Here is a 15,615-nt window from a genome sequence, read left to right on the forward strand (position 1 = left end):
AGAAGGAGCGGATCGATGAATCAACCAACCGCTGAAGATGCGCTGCGCCGGCTCGAGCCGCTCGTCGGCGAGTGGGCCTTCGAGGCGAAGTGGCCCGACGGGCAGCCATGGCCGGGCGGCGGAAGGGTCACCTTCGAGTGGCACCCATCGGGAGCGCATCCGATCCAGCGGGGGACGGCCGAGCTGCCCGAGGCTCCCGACAACATCTCCGTCATCGGATGCGATGCGGCCAACGGGACGTACTTCCAGCTGTACTCCGACGAGCGCGGCGTCTGCCGTGTCTACGAGATGACGGTCGGCAACGGCGAATGGAAGCTCTGGCGGGAGGGCGAGCCGTTCTCCCAGCGCTTCGCGGCGACCTTCAGCGACGACGGGAACACCATCACCGGGCGCTGGGAGATGTCTGAAGACGGCGCCGACTACGCGACCGACTTCGACCTCGTCTACCGCAGAGTTGCGAAGAGAACTTCCTAGTCGCTTCCTAGTCTTTCTAGTCGCCGCTGTCGGAGCTCTGGTTCAGGCCCCGGCGCTGGTTCTTTCCGGAGCGGCGCAGCAGCTCCCCCGCGCCGACCGTCACGGTCGCCACGATGCGAACCCAGCGCGGCCCGCCGCGCGCCGCCCACACCACACATACGCACCCGCCGATGGCGAGCGCGAGGACGCCGAGCAGTACCAGAACGGTCATGTCCCCCACCTAAGCGTTCGTACGGTCCGTACGGTTCCGGAATCTTCTCGGGCCGGAATCCTCTCAGGTCGGGAAGGGGCGCCGGGCCACCGGGTTCGGCCGAACGTGGCGCGGTGCCGGCGGCCCCCTGCTCAGCGGCCCCCGCGGCCCGACGTCAGGCGGTCCGCCGAGGCGATCGTCGCGCGGGCTTCGCGTTCGCTCAGGCCCGCGTGGACCGCCGCTTCGACGAGGGCGTCGGCAAGGGATTCGCCGATGCCGTTCTCATACGCGCGGCAGGCTGCCCAGAACAGCCGGGTGTTGCGCTGCCCCTCGTGAGCCGCGAGCACGAACTGGACCAGGCCCTGGCCCTGGGGCGGGCGTGAGCCGATGGGCTGGGCGGGGTGGTGAGGGCGTGCAGGGGGCGTGACCAGGCGCAGGAGTGCGCGGGGGCAGGGCGCGGGGGACAGTTCGGCGGTGCCGGGTGCGAGGCGGTACGCGCCGTGGGCGCTGACCGATCCGGGGCCGACCAGGTACCCGCCGGCGCCGCGGACGTCGATTCCGGGTGCGAGGCGGCTGGCGGAGTTCGGCACGACGACGTCGGGCGGGCCGGTCAGCCAGAGGTGGCGGCCGCCGCTCGGCGTGAGGACGGTGACCGTGTCCGGGATCGTGAACAGATGGCGCAGAGCCAGGTGCTGGAGCGCGGTCACGGAGTCGGTGTCGGAGTCTCTGTCGGACTTGGTGTCGAGGTCGATGCCGATCAGATGGTGCGGCGGCCGGCCGCACGCGATGCCGTAGCCGGTGGCCCAGGGCGCGGCGGCGAACAGGGCGCGTACGCCCGCGGGGTCGGTGGTGGCGTCATGGACGCCATGCCCCGGAAGGCCGCACTCGCCTCGGCACAGGACCGGCTCCGGATCGCCCCGGTGGGGGGAGCGAAGCGCTGGGAGCTTGGTGGGGGACAGGGGGATGACGGGGAGCCCGCGCTCTGCGGCGGAGAGAGCGTGGGCGAGGGCCAGGGTGGCGGTCTGCCGGGCGGTGGTGGCCATGGCTCTATTTTCGTACAAGCGTTCGAAGAAGGGAAGGGGGAAAGTTTGGCCGAAAGCGTGCCGTAACGCTTCATCCCGTGCGGCGACCGGGATGTGCCGCCGGCGGCGGCCGAGTGGGGGTTGAGCTGGAGTTATCCGGGCGTGAAGGGGGTTTATCGACATGTCCTCACGCTTCAGAGGGAATCGGGTCGTCTGGGGTGGTTCGCCGGGGATTCGGTGGGCAACTCTGAGGTCGCGACGTTGTGATCACGATCCGGGGCGGTCGGCCAACTGCCTTGGAACAAGCCGTAGTTCTGCAGTTCCGGTTCATGGAGGAAATACATGGCAAGCATCCGTACCGTCCGCGTCCTCGCCGCTGTCGCCGCACTGCCCCTCGCTGCCGTCCTCTTTTCAGGCGTGGCCCAGGCCGACAACGGCGCCTTCGCGGACGACGGATCGAACGCGACGGTGGCCTCGATCGTCGGCAGCGGCGTCGGTGGCGACAACTGGGGCAATTCGACCACCAGCCAGCAGGTGGCGAGCGGTGCCGGCGCGTCCAACGAGTCCAACATCGCCGGCGTGAACGGCTCTGGCTTCACCGCGATCGACCAGTCCGACACGGTGGTGACCTTCGTGAACCTGTGGTGACGGCCGGCCCGAAGGGGGGCTCGACGATGGGGTGAACGACCGCCCGCGCGACAGCACTTCGGTGCCGACGCGCGGGCGTTCGTGCGTGCGGGGACGGCTTCGCCGTGAACCACCTTGACAGGAGTCAGTGACCTGACGGACAGTCAGAAACCCAGTCGGACCCCAGTCGGAAACCCTGCCCGTACGCCCCGGAAGGCGGCCGCCGTGCACCTAGCCCCGACGGAGCGGCAGCAGCAGCTGCGCACCGAACTCCGCTCGTACTTCCGGACGGTGATGCCGGGAGGACCGCCGCCCGAAGAGGACGCGGCGGAGCAGCGCCGGCTGCTCCGGCGCATCGGCGCCGACGGAATGCTCGGCCTCGGCTGGCCCGTCGAGTACGGAGGGCAGGGCCGCGGCCCCGACGAGCAGTTCGTCTTCTTCGACGAGGCGTACCGGGCCGGCGCGCCCGTCTCGATGGTCACCCTGAACACCGTCGGCCCGACCCTCATGAAGTACGGCACCGAGGAGCAGAAGTCCTTCTTCCTGCCGCGCATCCTCCGCGGCGAGCTCGTCTTCGCGATCGGCTACAGCGAGCCGGAGGCGGGCACGGATCTCGCCGCGCTGCGCACGCGTGCCGTGCGGGACGGCGGCTCCTGGGTCGTCGACGGACAGAAGATCTTCACCAGCAACGGCCAGAACGCCGACTGGATCTGGCTCGCCTGCCGCACCGACCCGGACGCGCCCAAGCACAAGGGCATCTCGATCATTCTGGTGCCGACCGACGCGCCGGGCTTCTCCTGGACGCCGATCGAGACGGTGGGCGGGCTGACCACGACGTCGACGTACTACGACGGGATACGGGTACCCGCGGCCAACCTGGTCGGCGAGGAGAACGGCGGCTGGGGGCTGATCACCAACCAGCTCAATCACGAGCGGGTGGCGCTGGCCGCGATCGGGATGCAGGCCGAGGACTTCTTCGCGGCGGCGCTGGAGCGGGCCCGTACACCCGATCCAGTGACGGGTAGGCGTCGCATTGACGAGCCGTGGATCCAGTTCAGGGCCGCCGAGACACATGCCCGGCTGGCCGCAACGCGCCTGCTCAACTGGCGTTTGGTGGGGGATGTGGGGGCCGGCCGGCTCGCGCCCGGCGATGCGAGCGGCGTGAAGTTCGCGGGAACCGAATCCGCGGTCGAGGTGTATCGAATGTGTCAGGAAATCGCGGGGGAGGCGGGGCTGATCCGGGCCGGATCGCCCGGCTCACTCGACATCGGCGCTCTGGGCGACGGGGAGTTGGAGCGGATGAACAGAGCGGCGCAGATCAACACCTTCGGGGGCGGGGTGAGCGAGGTGCAGCGGGAGATCGTCGCGACGATGCGACTCGGGATGAAAAGGGGGCGGCGGTGACTCACCTGTATGAGCAGCTGAAGGCGTACGAGGGACGGGCGGCCGCCACCTCGGGCGTCGGCAAGGACCTGGTCAACGAGCCGATGATCAGGCACTGGTGCGAGGCGATGGGAGACACGAGTCCGGCGTACGAGGGGCCGCAGGCGACGGCTCCGCCGACGATGCTGCAGGCCTGGACGATGGGCGGTCTGTCCGGGCACACGGACCGCTCCGGGGCGTACGACGAGTTGTTTGGGCTGCTCGACGGCGCGGGGTACACATCGGTGGTCGCGACCGACTGCGAGCAGGAGTATCTGCGACCGCTCAGGGTCGGGGACCGGGTCACGTACGACGCGGTGATCGAGTCGGTGTCGGAGCGGAAGACGACGAAGCTCGGGACGGGCCACTTCGTTACGACACGCATGGATGTCCGGGCGGACGGCGAGCTCGCCGGGACACATCGCTTCCGGATCCTCAAGTACGCACCGGCCGCGGCGAAACCGAAGGGCAATCGCCCGAGGCCGGTGATCAACAGGGACAATGCCGGATTCTGGGACGGCGTGGCCGAGCACAAGCTGCTGATTCAGCGCTGCGAGGGATGCCGGTCTCTGCGCTTTCCCTGGCTGCCGGGGTGCAATGAGTGCGGGTCGCAGGAGTGGGACACGGTCGAGTCGAGCGGCGCGGGGACGGTCTACTCGTACGTGGTCATGCACCACCCTCCCTTCCCGGCCTTTGATCCTCCTTACGCGGTGGGCCTGATCGAGCTGGCCGAGGGCGTGCGGATGGTCAGCAATGTGGTCGGGGTGCCGCCCGACAAAGTGCGGATCGGCATGCCGGTGGAGCTCGAGTTCCTGCGTGTGGACAAGGAGTTGGAGCTGCCGGTGTTCAGCGCGCTCCCGGGGGGTGAGGGCTGACCATGGACTTCACACCCACGGACGAGCAGACCGCGGCGCGGGAGCTGGCGGCACGGATCTTCGGCGACCTGTCCACACCTGACCGGCTCGTCGCGGCGGGCACGGGGACGGACGCCGAGTTGTGGAAGGCGCTGTGCTCGGCGGGACTGACGGCGGCGGTCGAGGACGTTGGCCTGCTGGGTCTGGTGCTGCTGCTGGAGGAGCAGGGCCGGACCACCGCGCAGGTGCCGTATGCGGTGACGTGTGCGTACGGGCTGCTGGCGGTCGCCCGGCACGGCACGGAGGAGCAGCGGGCGCGGCTGCTGCCCGGGCTGCGGGACGGTTCGACGGTGGCGACGGGTGCGCTGGACTCGTCGGGAGCGGTTCGTTCCGGACCGGGGTTGACCGGCACTCTGAGCTGGGTCCCATGGCTGCGGGACGCGACCCATGTGCTCGTCGCGGATGCCGACCGCACCCTGTGGTGGGTGCGGGTCTCCGACGCGCAGACCGAGCCGGTCGAGACCACCGCACCCTGGTCCGCCGGCCGCCTTGTCCTCGACGGCACACCCGCCGAGCGGATCGGGGACGAGCGCGCGTACGAGGACGTGCTGGCCGCGAGCCGGATCGCCTTCGCGGGACTGCAGGCCGGGGTGTGCGCGGGCTCGCTCGCCCGCGCGGTCCAACACACCACGACCCGGGAGCAGTTCGGACGTCCGCTCTCCACCAACCAGGGTGTGCTCATCCGCGCGGCCGACGCGCACATGGACACGGAGGCGATACGGGTCACGGCGTACGAGGCGGCCTGGCGGTACGACGACGGCCTGCCGTGTGTCACGCATGCGCTGACCGCCGCGTGGTGGGCGTCCGAGGCGGGCAAGCGCGTCGTCCACGCGGGTCAGCATCTGCACGGCGGCATGGGAGCCGACCTGGACCACCCCGTCCACCGGCACTTCCTGTGGGGGCGGCAGCTGGACGCGTATCTGGGCTGCGGAAGTGAAGTCCTGGCGGAGCTGGGAGCGTTGCTTGCGAAGGAGGAAGCGCTGTGAGAGCCGGTGACGAACTGCCGCCGCTGGAAATCCCGATCACCCGCACGCTGATCGTCGCCGGAGCCGTGGCCTCGCGCGACTACCAGGACGTGCACCACGACGCGGAGCTCGCGAAGGCGAAGGGCTCTCCCGACATCTTCATGAACATCCTGACGACCAACGGCCTGGTCGGCCGGTACATCACGGACTGCTTCGGCGCGCGGGCCGTGCTCCGTAAGGTCGCGATCCGGCTCGGCGCGCCCAACTACCCGGGAGACACGATGGTGTTGCGCGGCACGGTCACCTCCGTCGAGGACGAGCGCCGGGACACCGCGGAGGTCAGGCTGGTGGAGGTCAAGGTCGTAGGAGCCAACGGCCTCGGCAACCACGTCACGGGCACGGTCACCGTGAGCGTCCCGGAGGACCGCTCATGAGCATCCGCAGCAAGGACACGCTCGGCGGCAGGGCGGCGGTCGTGGGCATCGGCGCGACGGAGTTCTCCAAGGACTCCGGGCGCAGTGAGCTCAAGCTGGCCGTCGAGGCGGTGCACGCCGCTCTCGGCGACGCCGGCCTCTCCCCCGCCGACGTCGACGGACTGGTCACGTTCACCATGGACACCAGCCCCGAGATCACCGTCGCGCAGGCGGCCGGCATCGGTGAGCTCTCCTTCTTCTCCCGTATCCACTACGGCGGCGGCGCGGCCTGCGCCACCGTCCAGCAGGCCGCTCTCGCCGTCGCCTCCGGGATCGCCGAAGTCGTCGTCTGCTACCGGGCGTTCAACGAGCGGTCGGGGCGGCGCTTCGGCTCCGGAGTTCAGCACCGCGAGCCGTCCGCAGAGGGCACGGCGCTCGGCTGGAACCTGCCGTTCGGGCTGCTCACGCCGGCGTCCTGGGTGGCCATGGCGGCCCAGCGCTATCTGCACACCTACGGTCTGACTCCCGAGGCGTTCGGCCATGTCGCCGTCACCGACCGCCGCCATGCGGCGAACAACCCCGCCGCGTACTTCTACGAAAAGCCGATCACACTCGCCGACCATGCGGCCTCGCGCTGGATCGTCGAGCCGCTGCGTCTCCTCGACTGCTGCCAGGAGACCGACGGCGGCCAGGCGATCGTCGTCACCAGCACCGAGCGGGCCCGCGACCTGCCGAAGCCGCCCGCGGTGATCGTCGCCGCTGCCCAGGGCGCCGGGCGCGCGCAGGAGCAGATGACCAGCTTCTACCGCGACGATCTCGCCGGACTGCCGGAGATGGGCGTCGTCGCCCGGCAGCTCTGGCGGACCTCAGGGCTCACGCCCGGGGAGATGGACGTCGGGATTCTGTACGACCACTTCTCCCCGTTCGTGCTGATGCAGCTGGAGGAGTTCGGGTTCTGCAAGCCCGGCGAGGCGGCGGAGTTCGTGGCGGCGGACGCGCTGCCGCTGAACACCCATGGCGGCCAGCTCGGCGAGGCCTATCTGCACGGGATGAACGGCATCGCGGAGGCGGTCCGGCAGATACGGGGCACCTCGGTGAACCAGATACCGGGCGCGGCCAGGGCACTGGTCACGGCGGGCACGGGCGTTCCCACATCCGGGTTGATCCTGGGCGCGGACGGCTGAGCGGGCGGGCCCAGCGGTGGCCGGGCGGGCCGGGCCGCCGTTCACTCAGCCCATGCGCCTTCGGACCTGGGCCCCGGCCGCGGCCCTCACACTCGTCGCCCTGCTCGCCCTGCTCCTCGCTGCGGCGCCCGACTCCGACGTACCGGCCGGCGTCGAGGCCGCCGCGCTGGGTGACGCGCCGCTCGACGCGCCCGCCGGGGCCGCCGTCGACACCACCGCGGACACCGCCGTCACCTTCCGCGGCCAGGCGTTCGACACCTGCCGGACCCCGAAGCTGGCCACCATGCGGGCCTGGCGGAAATCGTCCCCGTACGGCGCGGTGGGCGTGTACTACGCGGGCCGCGGCCGTGGCTGCCTCGAGCAGCCCCATCTGAACCGGAGTTGGGTCGCCGAGGTGCACCGGATGGGCTGGCAGGTGCTGCCGGTCTTCGTCGGCTCGCAGGCTCCCTGCGTACGGGACGAGCACCGGCGAAAGGTGGCCATCGGCAGCAAGCCGGCCGCTCAGGGCCAGCGGGAAGGGAGTGAGGCGGTCAGGCAGGCGTGGGCCCTCGGCATGATCAGGGGCAGCGCGCTCTACCTCGACCTGGAGGCGTACGACGTGGACAACGAAACCTGCGCCCGCACCGCGCTGGACTTCGCCCGCGCCTGGAACCGCGAGGTGCGCCGCCAGGGCTATGTGCCGGGCTTCTACAGCAGCGCCGACTCGGGAGTGCTGCACATGGAGCGGGCCCGGCTTGCCGGGACGGGCGATCTGCCGTCCGCGATGTGGTTCGCCCGCTGGCGCGGCAAGCCCTCGCTCTACGGCGAGCGGGTGCTGAACCCGTACGCCTGGCGGCCCAGCAGGCGCATCCACCAGTACGAAGGCGAGGTGACCGAGCAGCACGGCGGCCACAGTCTGACCATCGACCGGAATATGGCGGATGCTCCCGTCGCACGTATCCGACCCTGAGGGTCATCTCCACCTTCACCTGAGGGTCTCCTCCACCTTCAGGAGGTGGAGCCGGCACCACCACTACAACCTGAGGCGGACATGTCTTCGGGACCTCTGGCCGATCCGCAGGAGTAGTACCCGCTCCTAGCGTGGAGCCATGACCACGCCAGTCTGCACAAGCGCTTCGAAGGCCGCCGTTCCGGTGCCTTTGTCGTACGGATCCGACGCACACCGTGCGCCCTACGCGCCGCGCTACCCGTCGTTCTCGTCGTATGTACGGGCGCGGGGGCCCGTGCTGCTTCGTACCGCCCGCTCGCTCACCGCCAACCCGTGCGATGCCGAGGACCTGTTGCAGACCGCGCTCACCAAGACGTATGTCGCGTGGGAGCGGATCGAGGACCACCGGGCGCTCGACGGCTATGTCCGCAGGGCCCTGTTGAACACCCGGACTTCGCAGTGGCGCAAGCGCAAGGTGGACGAGTTCGCCTGCGACGAGCTGCCCGAGCCGGAGTCCGTGCCCACGCCCGACCCCGCCGAGCAGCAGGTGCTGCACGACGCGATGTGGCGAGCCGTGATGAAGCTGCCGGACCGGCAGCGCGCCATGGTCGTGCTGCGGTACTACGAGGATCTCAGCGAGGCCCAGACGGCCGAGGTGCTCGGGGTGTCGGTCGGCACGGTCAAGAGCGCGGTCTCCCGCGCGCTCGGCAAGCTCCGCGAGGACCCGGAGCTCTCGCCCGTACGCTGAGCGGCCCGGCCGGGCACCATGCCCGAGTGACTCTCGGTAGTCGCGTCGAAACATTACCCGGGGGTAGTGACATACCGCGCGGTACGTGAGCAGAATCTTCCCACCCTTACTGCCACGTAGCGCTAGCGCCCACCGGGAGGACGCCGTGCTGAGCACCATGCAGGACGTACCGCTGACTGTGACCCGCATCCTTCAGCATGGGATGACGATCCACGGAAAGTCGCTGATCACCACTTGGACGGGGGAAGCCGAGCCGCAGCGGCGGACCTTCGCGGAGGTCGGTGAGCGCGCGACGCAACTGGCCAACGCCCTGCGCGACGAGCTCGGGATCGACGGTGACCAGCGCGTCGCCACGCTGATGTGGAACAACGCCGAGCATGTCGAGGCGTACTTCGCGATCCCGTCGATGGGCGCGGTGCTGCACACCCTCAATCTCCGGCTCCCTCCAGAGCAGCTGGTGTGGATCGTCAACCACGCCGCCGACCGGGCCGTGATCGTCAACGGCAGTCTGCTGCCGCTGCTCGCGCCGCTGCTGCCCCACCTGCCCTCGATCGAGCACATCGTCGTCTCCGGCCCCGGCGACCGCGGCCTGCTGGCCGACACACCGGCACGGGTGCACGAGTACGAGGAGCTGATCGCCGGCCGGCCCACCACCTTCGACTGGCCGGAGCTGGACGAGCGCACCGGTGCCGCCATGTGTTACACCTCCGGCACCACCGGCGACCCCAAGGGCGTCGTCTTCTCCCACCGCTCCATCTACCTGCACTCCATGCAGGTCAACATGACCGAGTCGATGGGACTGACCGACCGGGACACGACTCTCGTGGTGGTCCCGCAGTTCCATGTCAACGCGTGGGGCCTGCCGCACGCCACGTTCATGACCGGCATCAACATGCTGATGCCGGACCGTTTCCTGCAGCCCGCGCCGCTCGCCGACATGATCGAGCGCGAGAGGCCCAGCCATGCGGCCGCGGTCCCCACCATCTGGCAGGGCCTGCTGGCCGAGGTCACCGCGAACCCGCGCGACCTGTCCTCCATGAAGCAGGTCACCATCGGCGGTTCGGCCTGTCCGCCCGCGCTGATGGAGGCGTACGACAAGCTCGGCGTACGGCTCTGTCACGCCTGGGGCATGACGGAGACCTCCCCGCTGGGCACGATGGCGCATCCGCCGGCCGGTCTCAGCGAAGAGGAGCAGTGGCCGTACCGCATCACGCAGGGCCGCTTCCCGGCCGGGGTCGAGGCCCGGCTGGTCGGGCCCGGAGGCGAGATCCTCGCGTGGGACGGGGAGTCGGCCGGTGAGCTGGAGGTGCGCGGCAACTGGATCGCCGGTGCGTACTACGGCGGCGCGGGCGGTGACGACTTCAAGCCGGAGGACAAGTTCAGCGAGGACCGCTGGCTGAAGACCGGCGACGTCGGCGTGATCAGCCCCGACGGCTTCCTCACCCTGACCGACCGGGCCAAGGACGTCATCAAGTCCGGCGGCGAGTGGATCTCCAGCGTCGAGCTGGAGAACGCGTTGATGGCCCACCCCGAGGTCGCGGAGGCGGCGGTGGTCGCGGTCCCCGACCAGAAGTGGGGCGAACGCCCGCTCGCCACAGTCGTGCTGAAGGAAGGCTCGACCGCGGACTACGAGACGCTGAAGGCGTTCCTCGGCGAGACGATCGCCAAGTGGCAGCTGCCGGAGCGCTGGGCGATCATCCCGGCCGTGCCGAAGACCAGCGTCGGCAAGTTCGACAAGAAGGTCATCCGTAAGCAGTACGCGGCCGGGGAGCTGGACGTCACCCAGCTCTAGTCGCAAAACGAGGGGGCGGCGGCCACAACCGCCGCCCCTTTCGCTCTAGTTCGTCCCTATCTTCGCGAGCAGATCGACGATACGGGCCTGGACCTCGCTGCTCGTGGAGCGTTCCGCGAGGAACAGCACCGTCTCGCCGGACGAGAGCCTCGGCAGCTCCGCCCGGTTGAGGCCCGCCGAGGTGTAGACGACCAGGGGTGTGCGGTTGAGCTGGCCGTTCGCGCGCAGCCAGTCGATGATCCCGGCCCGGCGGCGGCGTACCTGCATCAGGTCCATCACCACCAGGTTCGGCCGCATCTGCGTCGCCAGCGTGACCGCGTCCGTGTCCGCGCCGGCGCGGGCGACCTGCATCCCGCGGCGTTCCAGCGTCGCCGTCAGCGCGAGCGCGATCTCCTCGTGCTCCTCGATCAACAGCACGCGCGGCGGGTGCTGTTCGCTGTCGCGCGGGGCCAGCGCCTTGAGCAGGATGGCCGGATCGGCGCCGTACGCGGCCTCTCGCGTCGCCTGTCCCAGGCCCGCCGTCACCAGCACCGGGACCTCGGCGGCCACCGCGGCCTGGCGCAGCGACTGCAGCGCCGTCCGGGTGATCGGGCCGGTCAGCGGGTCGACGAAGAGCGCCGCCGGGAAGGCCGCGATCTGCGCGTCGACCTCCTCGCGGGAGTGCACGACGACCGGGCGGTAGCCGCGCTCGCTCAGCGCCTGCTGCGTGGAGACGTCGGGCGCGGGCCAGACCAGCAGCCTGCGCGGGTTGTCCAGCGGCTCCGGTGGCAGCTCGTCGTCGACGGGCTGTGGCAGCGGCTGGTTGGCCACCTCGACCGCGCCGCCCGGACCGTCCAGCGGCTGGGGGCCTTCCGCGCCCTCGTCGGGCGCGCCTATGGCGTACGACCGGCCTTCGGACCGCTCGGCACGTTCGGCGGGCAGTCGCGGAGCGTTCTGCGCGGTGGCCTGCGGATGCGGCCGCGCGGCGGGCTCGGGACGCTCGCCGTCGGGCGGCGTGGCCAGCTTGCGGCGGCGGCCGGCCAGGGTCTGGTTCTGCTTCTCCGCGATCTGCTGCGAGAACGGCACACCCTGCCCGAGCGTGCGCACGCTGAACGCCCGGCCCTGTGAGGCGTCCGCAGGAACCGGAGCCGGAACAGGAGCAAGGGCAGGAGCAGGCACCGGCGCCTCCGCGGGCAACGGCTGTGCGACCCGCGGCGCGGCACCGGACGTCGCACCGGCGGGCCCTGCAGTCTCATCGGTTGCGGGCAGCGGCATCGGCAGCGATACGGAACCGGTCCCTTGCGCCGTCGCCCGGCTCGCCGACGAGTCGTCGGAGGTGGCGAGCGCGGCGAGGCCGCGGCCGGACGAGCCGTTCTCTGCCCACTGCGGCTGCACCGGCTGCAGCACCTCGGGGGCCGCATCGTCCTGCGTCTCCTTGCGGGCCCGGCGGCGGCCGGTCGGCGCGGGATGCGGCTGCGGCGGAGTGTGGTCGGCGCCGGGCTCGGTCCGTACGGCATCGTGCTGACCGGGCAGGGACGCGTCCGCCTCTCCGGCCGTCGGAGGGATGCGGTCGGCCTCGGCGGGCGGCAGCGCGAACGCCGTGCGCGGCCCTGCCTCCATCTCGTTCGGGGCGGCCGCCAGCGCACGCCTGGCCCGCCGTCCGGACGGCGGCGCATCCACCGTTTCCACGGACGGGGCCGATGAGGCGGCGGGCAGCTGCGGCAGCCCGCCCTCCACAGCCCGTCGCGCGCGGCGGCCGGCGGCAGCGGTTCCGGCGGGGTCCACGGGCACGCCCTGCGGCGGCACCGTGTCGCCGAGCGCCGCGCGCCCGGTCGACGCCGCGCCCTCCGCGCCCGTCACCACAGAGCCCTCGGCCGGCCTCGTGGCGACCGCTACGGACTCCTCGGCAGGGCTCGGCCGCCCGCGCCGCCGCCCGGTCCCGCCGGCAGCAGCCGCGACGCCGCCGCCGCTGCCATTGCTCGCGCTGGTGTCCTGCGCCGGGACGAGTTCCTGCTGCGGGGCGTCCGTACGTGCTCGCCGCCGTCCCGTAGGAGCAGCTCCGGGCTGCGCGACCACCGGGTCTTCCGTCGCGACGGGGCTCTCCAGGAAGGCGTCCGTCGAGGCCCGCCGGGCTCGCCGTCGCCCGCTGCCGGAACCACCGGACGGGCCGGTCTGCTGCTCCGGCAGCGCCAGCTCCCCGCCCGGCGCCGCGGGCACCGTGACCGTCCCCGCGCCCTCGCCCAGCGGCAGCTCCAGGACGTACGCGCTGCCGCTCATTCCCGGCACCTCGTGCGTCTGCAGCACCCCGCCGTGCGCCCGCACGATTCCGCGCACGATCGGCTCGTGCACCGGGTCGCCGCCGGCGAACGGTCCCCGCACCTCGATCCGTACGACGTCACCGCGCTGCGCCGCCGCGACCACGATCGTCGAGTCCATGTAGCCGCCGCCCGGAACCACCCGGGCCTTGCCGGTCGAGTCGACTCCGGCCACGTCCGCGACCAGATGCGCGAGCGCCGTCGCCAGCCGTCCCGCGTCGACCTCGGCCTCTATGGGCGGCGCGTGCACCGCGAACTGCGCCCGGCCCGGGCCGATCAGCTCGATCGCGCCCTCGACACCTGCCGTAACGACCGCGTCGAGCAGCACGTTCGCCTTGGAGAGCTGCTGCGCACCGGTGTCGAGCTGCTGGAAGCCCAGGACATTGTCGACAAGCGTCGTCATCCGGGCGTATCCGGCGCTCAGATGGTGCAGGATCTGGTTGGCCTCCGGCCACAGCTGCCCGGCCGGGTCGGCGGCCAGCGTGCCCAGTTCGGAGCGGAGTTCCTCCAGCGGCCCGCGCAGCGACTCGCCGAGCACGGCGGTCAGCTGGGCGTGCCGGGCGGCCAGCTCCTCGTACTGCTCGTCGCGCGCCTCGATCTCGGCCGCGTACCGCTCCGACTTGTCCGCCAGCTCGGCGGTGAGTCGCTCGGTGGTCTCGGTCAGCTCCGCGCCCAGCCGCTGCGCGGTCTCCTCGAGCCGGGCCTCGTGCTGCTTGGCCAGTTCGTCGTACGGACGCCGGTCGGTGAAGGTCATCACCGCGCCGACGAGCTGGTCACCGTCCCGTACCGGCGCAGTCGTCAGATCGACGGGCACCTGCGAGCCGTCCTTCGCCCACAGCACCTGGCCGCGCACCCGGTGCTTGCGGCCCGACTTGAGCGTGTCCGCGAGCGGCGACCCTTCATACGGGAACGGCTCACCGTCCCCGCGCGAATGCAGGATCAGCGGATGCAGCTCCTGGCCGCCGAGGTCGCTCGCGCGGAATCCGAGGATCTGCGCGGCGGCCGGGTTGACCAGCACGACGCGTCCCTCGGTGTCGGTGCCGACGACGCCCTCGGCCGCGGCCCGCAGGATCATCTCGGTCTGCCGCTGCGAACGCGCCAGCTCGGCTTCCGTGTCCACCGTGCCGGACAGATCACGTACGACGAGCATCAGCAGCTCGTCGCCCGTGTAGCCGCTGCCGGTGTACGAGTCGTAGGCCTCGCGCCCGTCCTCGAGACTGGCGCTGGTCACCTCGACCGGGAACTCGCTGCCGTCCGTACGCCGCGCCACCATCCGGGCGGGCTTGGTGCGACCGCGCTCGTCCGCGGCCTCGGGCCTGCGCATGGAGCCGGGGATCAGCCGCGAGTCGAAGGAGGGCAGCAGATCGAGCAGCCCGCGTCCGACGAGGGCGGTGCCGGGGGTCTCGAAGAGTTCGAGGGCGATGGTGTTGGCGTTGACGACCGTGCCGTTGCAGTTGACGAGGACGAGCCCGTCGGGGAGCGCGTCGAGTATGGCTGCAAGGCGAGCAGCGCCTCGGGATGGCCTGCTGCTCACGACGACGGTTCCTCCCTGACCTACTGCACAGTGCGGACGGCCGGTCCCATCTTGCCTCTCGGACCTCAGCCTGTCACTGGAGGGAGTCTAAAGGCAGTGGATGCGGCGGGGACGGCGGATGAGGGGGAGCTCTCACCAAGGTTGTGTGCACATGGCGTACCCCTCAGGTCTATGACCTGGTGTTCGGCAGCACCGGCTCGATGGTCTGCCAGCGCGAGATTTCACAGCCGTTCGTCCGGCTGAAGGTGGCGTCCACCTGGCGCCCGCGCCACGTTCCGGTGATGTGCGCGGTCTCGGAGCCGCCCATCTGCTGCGTGCACATCTGACCCTCGGGGACAGGAGCGAAGGGGTCTCTTCCTTCCTGCGCGAGCTCGTCGAGCCGGGCACAGGCGGCGTCGGCGGACGGGTGCGTACCGCCGCTCGGACCGCACTCCAGCTCGAAGCGTCCCTCGGTCCGGGCGTTCCCGGTCTCGGCGACGGTCACGGTCAGCCGGTCCTGCGTGTCCGGCGAGGACAGCAGGGGCAGCGGCAGCGGGAAGGGAAAGGGAGAGGCGGCGGCGACGGGCACGGCGCCGGCCAGCGCGGCGGCGGACACGGAGAGGGTGAGGACGAGGCGGCGCAGCATGGGTGCTCCTGGTGCTGAGAGTCACGAGAGATGCCGGGGCGGTGCCCCGGCATCTCTAACGCTCCTTGCGCGGGGGCGTTGCGCAACCGGACCGCGCTCTTAGAGGGACACCCGAGGGGCATCCGCGGATCTTCGGCCGCCCCCCAGGTCGGAACGGCTTTGCCCTGCGGCCCGCGCGCCTAGTACCGTGGACGGCGATTGGTGACACCCCGCTCGGCTGTGTCATCATCTGCACGCACCACTCGTGCCCGCGCGGGTGTGCTGGAGGCGTCGCCTAGTCCGGTCTATGGCGCCGCACTGCTAATGCGGTTTGGGTCTTAAAGCCCATCGAGGGTTCAAATCCCTCCGCCTCCGCCAGTTGATCACCGAAGCCCCGCCATACGGTCGGGGCTTCGGTCGTTCCGGGGGCTGTGAAGCAGGCTGTGCGGCGTGCGTTTCCGCGCCGTTTCTGCGGTGTTTTCGCAGGTCAGACCAGATGTGCTT

14 protein-coding genes and 1 tRNA gene are annotated in these 15,615 nt (G+C 71.0%); 11 read left to right on the plus strand and 4 right to left on the minus strand.

Features of this window, described 5'->3' with window-relative positions; translation table 11 throughout:
- The first annotated feature begins 15 nt into the window (after positions 1-15).
- Positions 16-474 carry a hypothetical protein gene (locus ACH4YL_RS06530; RefSeq protein ID WP_398505409.1) on the plus strand — a complete coding sequence of 153 codons (459 nt, stop codon included), beginning with the start codon at positions 16-18 and terminating at the stop codon, positions 472-474.
- A gap of 16 nt (positions 475-490) precedes the next feature.
- Here the strand turns inward: ACH4YL_RS06530 and ACH4YL_RS06535 are convergent, their stop codons facing one another.
- Both ACH4YL_RS06535 and ACH4YL_RS06540 read right to left on the minus strand, forming a co-directional pair.
- Positions 491-685, minus strand: a complete 195-nt coding sequence (locus tag ACH4YL_RS06535; protein WP_398505410.1) for a hypothetical protein — start codon at positions 683-685, stop codon at positions 491-493.
- Positions 686-816: 131 nt separating this feature from the next.
- Positions 817-1,707: a bifunctional DNA primase/polymerase gene (locus tag ACH4YL_RS06540; protein WP_398505411.1), complete on the minus strand. Its 891-nt coding sequence runs from the start codon at positions 1,705-1,707 to the stop codon at positions 817-819.
- Positions 1,708-2,028: 321 nt separating this feature from the next.
- On the opposite strand from ACH4YL_RS06540, the gene ACH4YL_RS06545 reads away from it, so the two are divergent.
- The 9 genes from ACH4YL_RS06545 to ACH4YL_RS06585 all read left to right on the plus strand — a co-directional run bounded on the left by ACH4YL_RS06545 (position 2,029) and on the right by ACH4YL_RS06585 (position 10,679).
- Entirely contained in the window at positions 2,029-2,334 is a 306-nt protein-coding gene (locus tag ACH4YL_RS06545; RefSeq protein ID WP_398505412.1) for a hypothetical protein, read from the plus strand.
- 204 nt (positions 2,335-2,538) lie between these two features.
- A complete protein-coding gene (locus ACH4YL_RS06550; protein WP_398505413.1) occupies positions 2,539-3,717 on the plus strand; it encodes an acyl-CoA dehydrogenase family protein in 1,179 nt (392 codons plus the stop codon).
- Positions 3,714-4,610, plus strand: a complete 897-nt coding sequence (locus tag ACH4YL_RS06555) for a bifunctional MaoC family dehydratase N-terminal/OB-fold nucleic acid binding domain-containing protein (protein WP_398505414.1) — start codon at positions 3,714-3,716, stop codon at positions 4,608-4,610. The genes ACH4YL_RS06550 and ACH4YL_RS06555 overlap by 4 nt, the downstream gene beginning before the upstream one ends.
- Positions 4,611-4,612: 2 nt before the next feature.
- A complete protein-coding gene (locus ACH4YL_RS06560) occupies positions 4,613-5,635 on the plus strand; it encodes an acyl-CoA dehydrogenase family protein (RefSeq protein WP_398505415.1) in 1,023 nt (340 codons plus the stop codon).
- Positions 5,632-6,048, plus strand: a complete 417-nt coding sequence (locus ACH4YL_RS06565; RefSeq protein WP_398505416.1) for a MaoC family dehydratase — start codon at positions 5,632-5,634, stop codon at positions 6,046-6,048. The genes ACH4YL_RS06560 and ACH4YL_RS06565 overlap by 4 nt, the downstream gene beginning before the upstream one ends.
- Positions 6,045-7,211 carry a lipid-transfer protein gene (locus ACH4YL_RS06570; RefSeq protein WP_398505417.1) on the plus strand — a complete coding sequence of 389 codons (1,167 nt, stop codon included), beginning with the start codon at positions 6,045-6,047 and terminating at the stop codon, positions 7,209-7,211. Before ACH4YL_RS06565 ends, ACH4YL_RS06570 begins: the two co-directional genes overlap by 4 nt.
- Before the next feature lie 52 nt (positions 7,212-7,263).
- Positions 7,264-8,160 carry a DUF1906 domain-containing protein gene (locus ACH4YL_RS06575; protein ID WP_398505418.1) on the plus strand — a complete coding sequence of 299 codons (897 nt, stop codon included), beginning with the start codon at positions 7,264-7,266 and terminating at the stop codon, positions 8,158-8,160.
- A 139-nt stretch (positions 8,161-8,299) separates the two neighbouring features.
- The gene (locus tag ACH4YL_RS06580) at positions 8,300-8,887 is read left to right on the plus strand and encodes a SigE family RNA polymerase sigma factor (RefSeq protein WP_398505419.1); all 588 of its coding nucleotides are present in this window, start codon (positions 8,300-8,302) and stop codon (positions 8,885-8,887) included.
- A gap of 145 nt (positions 8,888-9,032) precedes the next feature.
- Entirely contained in the window at positions 9,033-10,679 is a 1,647-nt protein-coding gene (locus ACH4YL_RS06585) for a long-chain fatty acid--CoA ligase (RefSeq protein WP_398505420.1), read from the plus strand.
- Between the two features lie 45 nt (positions 10,680-10,724).
- On the opposite strand, the gene ACH4YL_RS06590 is transcribed toward ACH4YL_RS06585, so the two are convergent.
- Together ACH4YL_RS06590 and ACH4YL_RS06595 are read right to left on the minus strand one after the other, a co-directional pair.
- Positions 10,725-14,507, minus strand: a complete 3,783-nt coding sequence (locus ACH4YL_RS06590) for a PAS domain-containing protein (RefSeq protein WP_398505421.1) — start codon at positions 14,505-14,507, stop codon at positions 10,725-10,727.
- A 169-nt stretch (positions 14,508-14,676) separates the two neighbouring features.
- Positions 14,677-15,132 (minus strand): SSI family serine proteinase inhibitor, encoded by a 456-nt coding sequence (locus ACH4YL_RS06595; RefSeq protein ID WP_398505422.1) that lies wholly within the window; start codon positions 15,130-15,132, stop codon positions 14,677-14,679.
- Positions 15,133-15,395: 263 nt separating this feature from the next.
- On the opposite strand from ACH4YL_RS06595, the gene ACH4YL_RS06600 reads away from it, so the two are divergent.
- A tRNA-Ser gene (locus ACH4YL_RS06600) sits at positions 15,396-15,489 on the plus strand.
- The last annotated feature ends 126 nt before the right edge of the window (positions 15,490-15,615 follow it).

The sequence above is a fragment of the Streptomyces sp. NPDC020681 genome (assembly GCF_044334895.1).
In the GTDB taxonomy this organism is placed as follows: domain Bacteria; phylum Actinomycetota; class Actinomycetes; order Streptomycetales; family Streptomycetaceae; genus Streptomyces.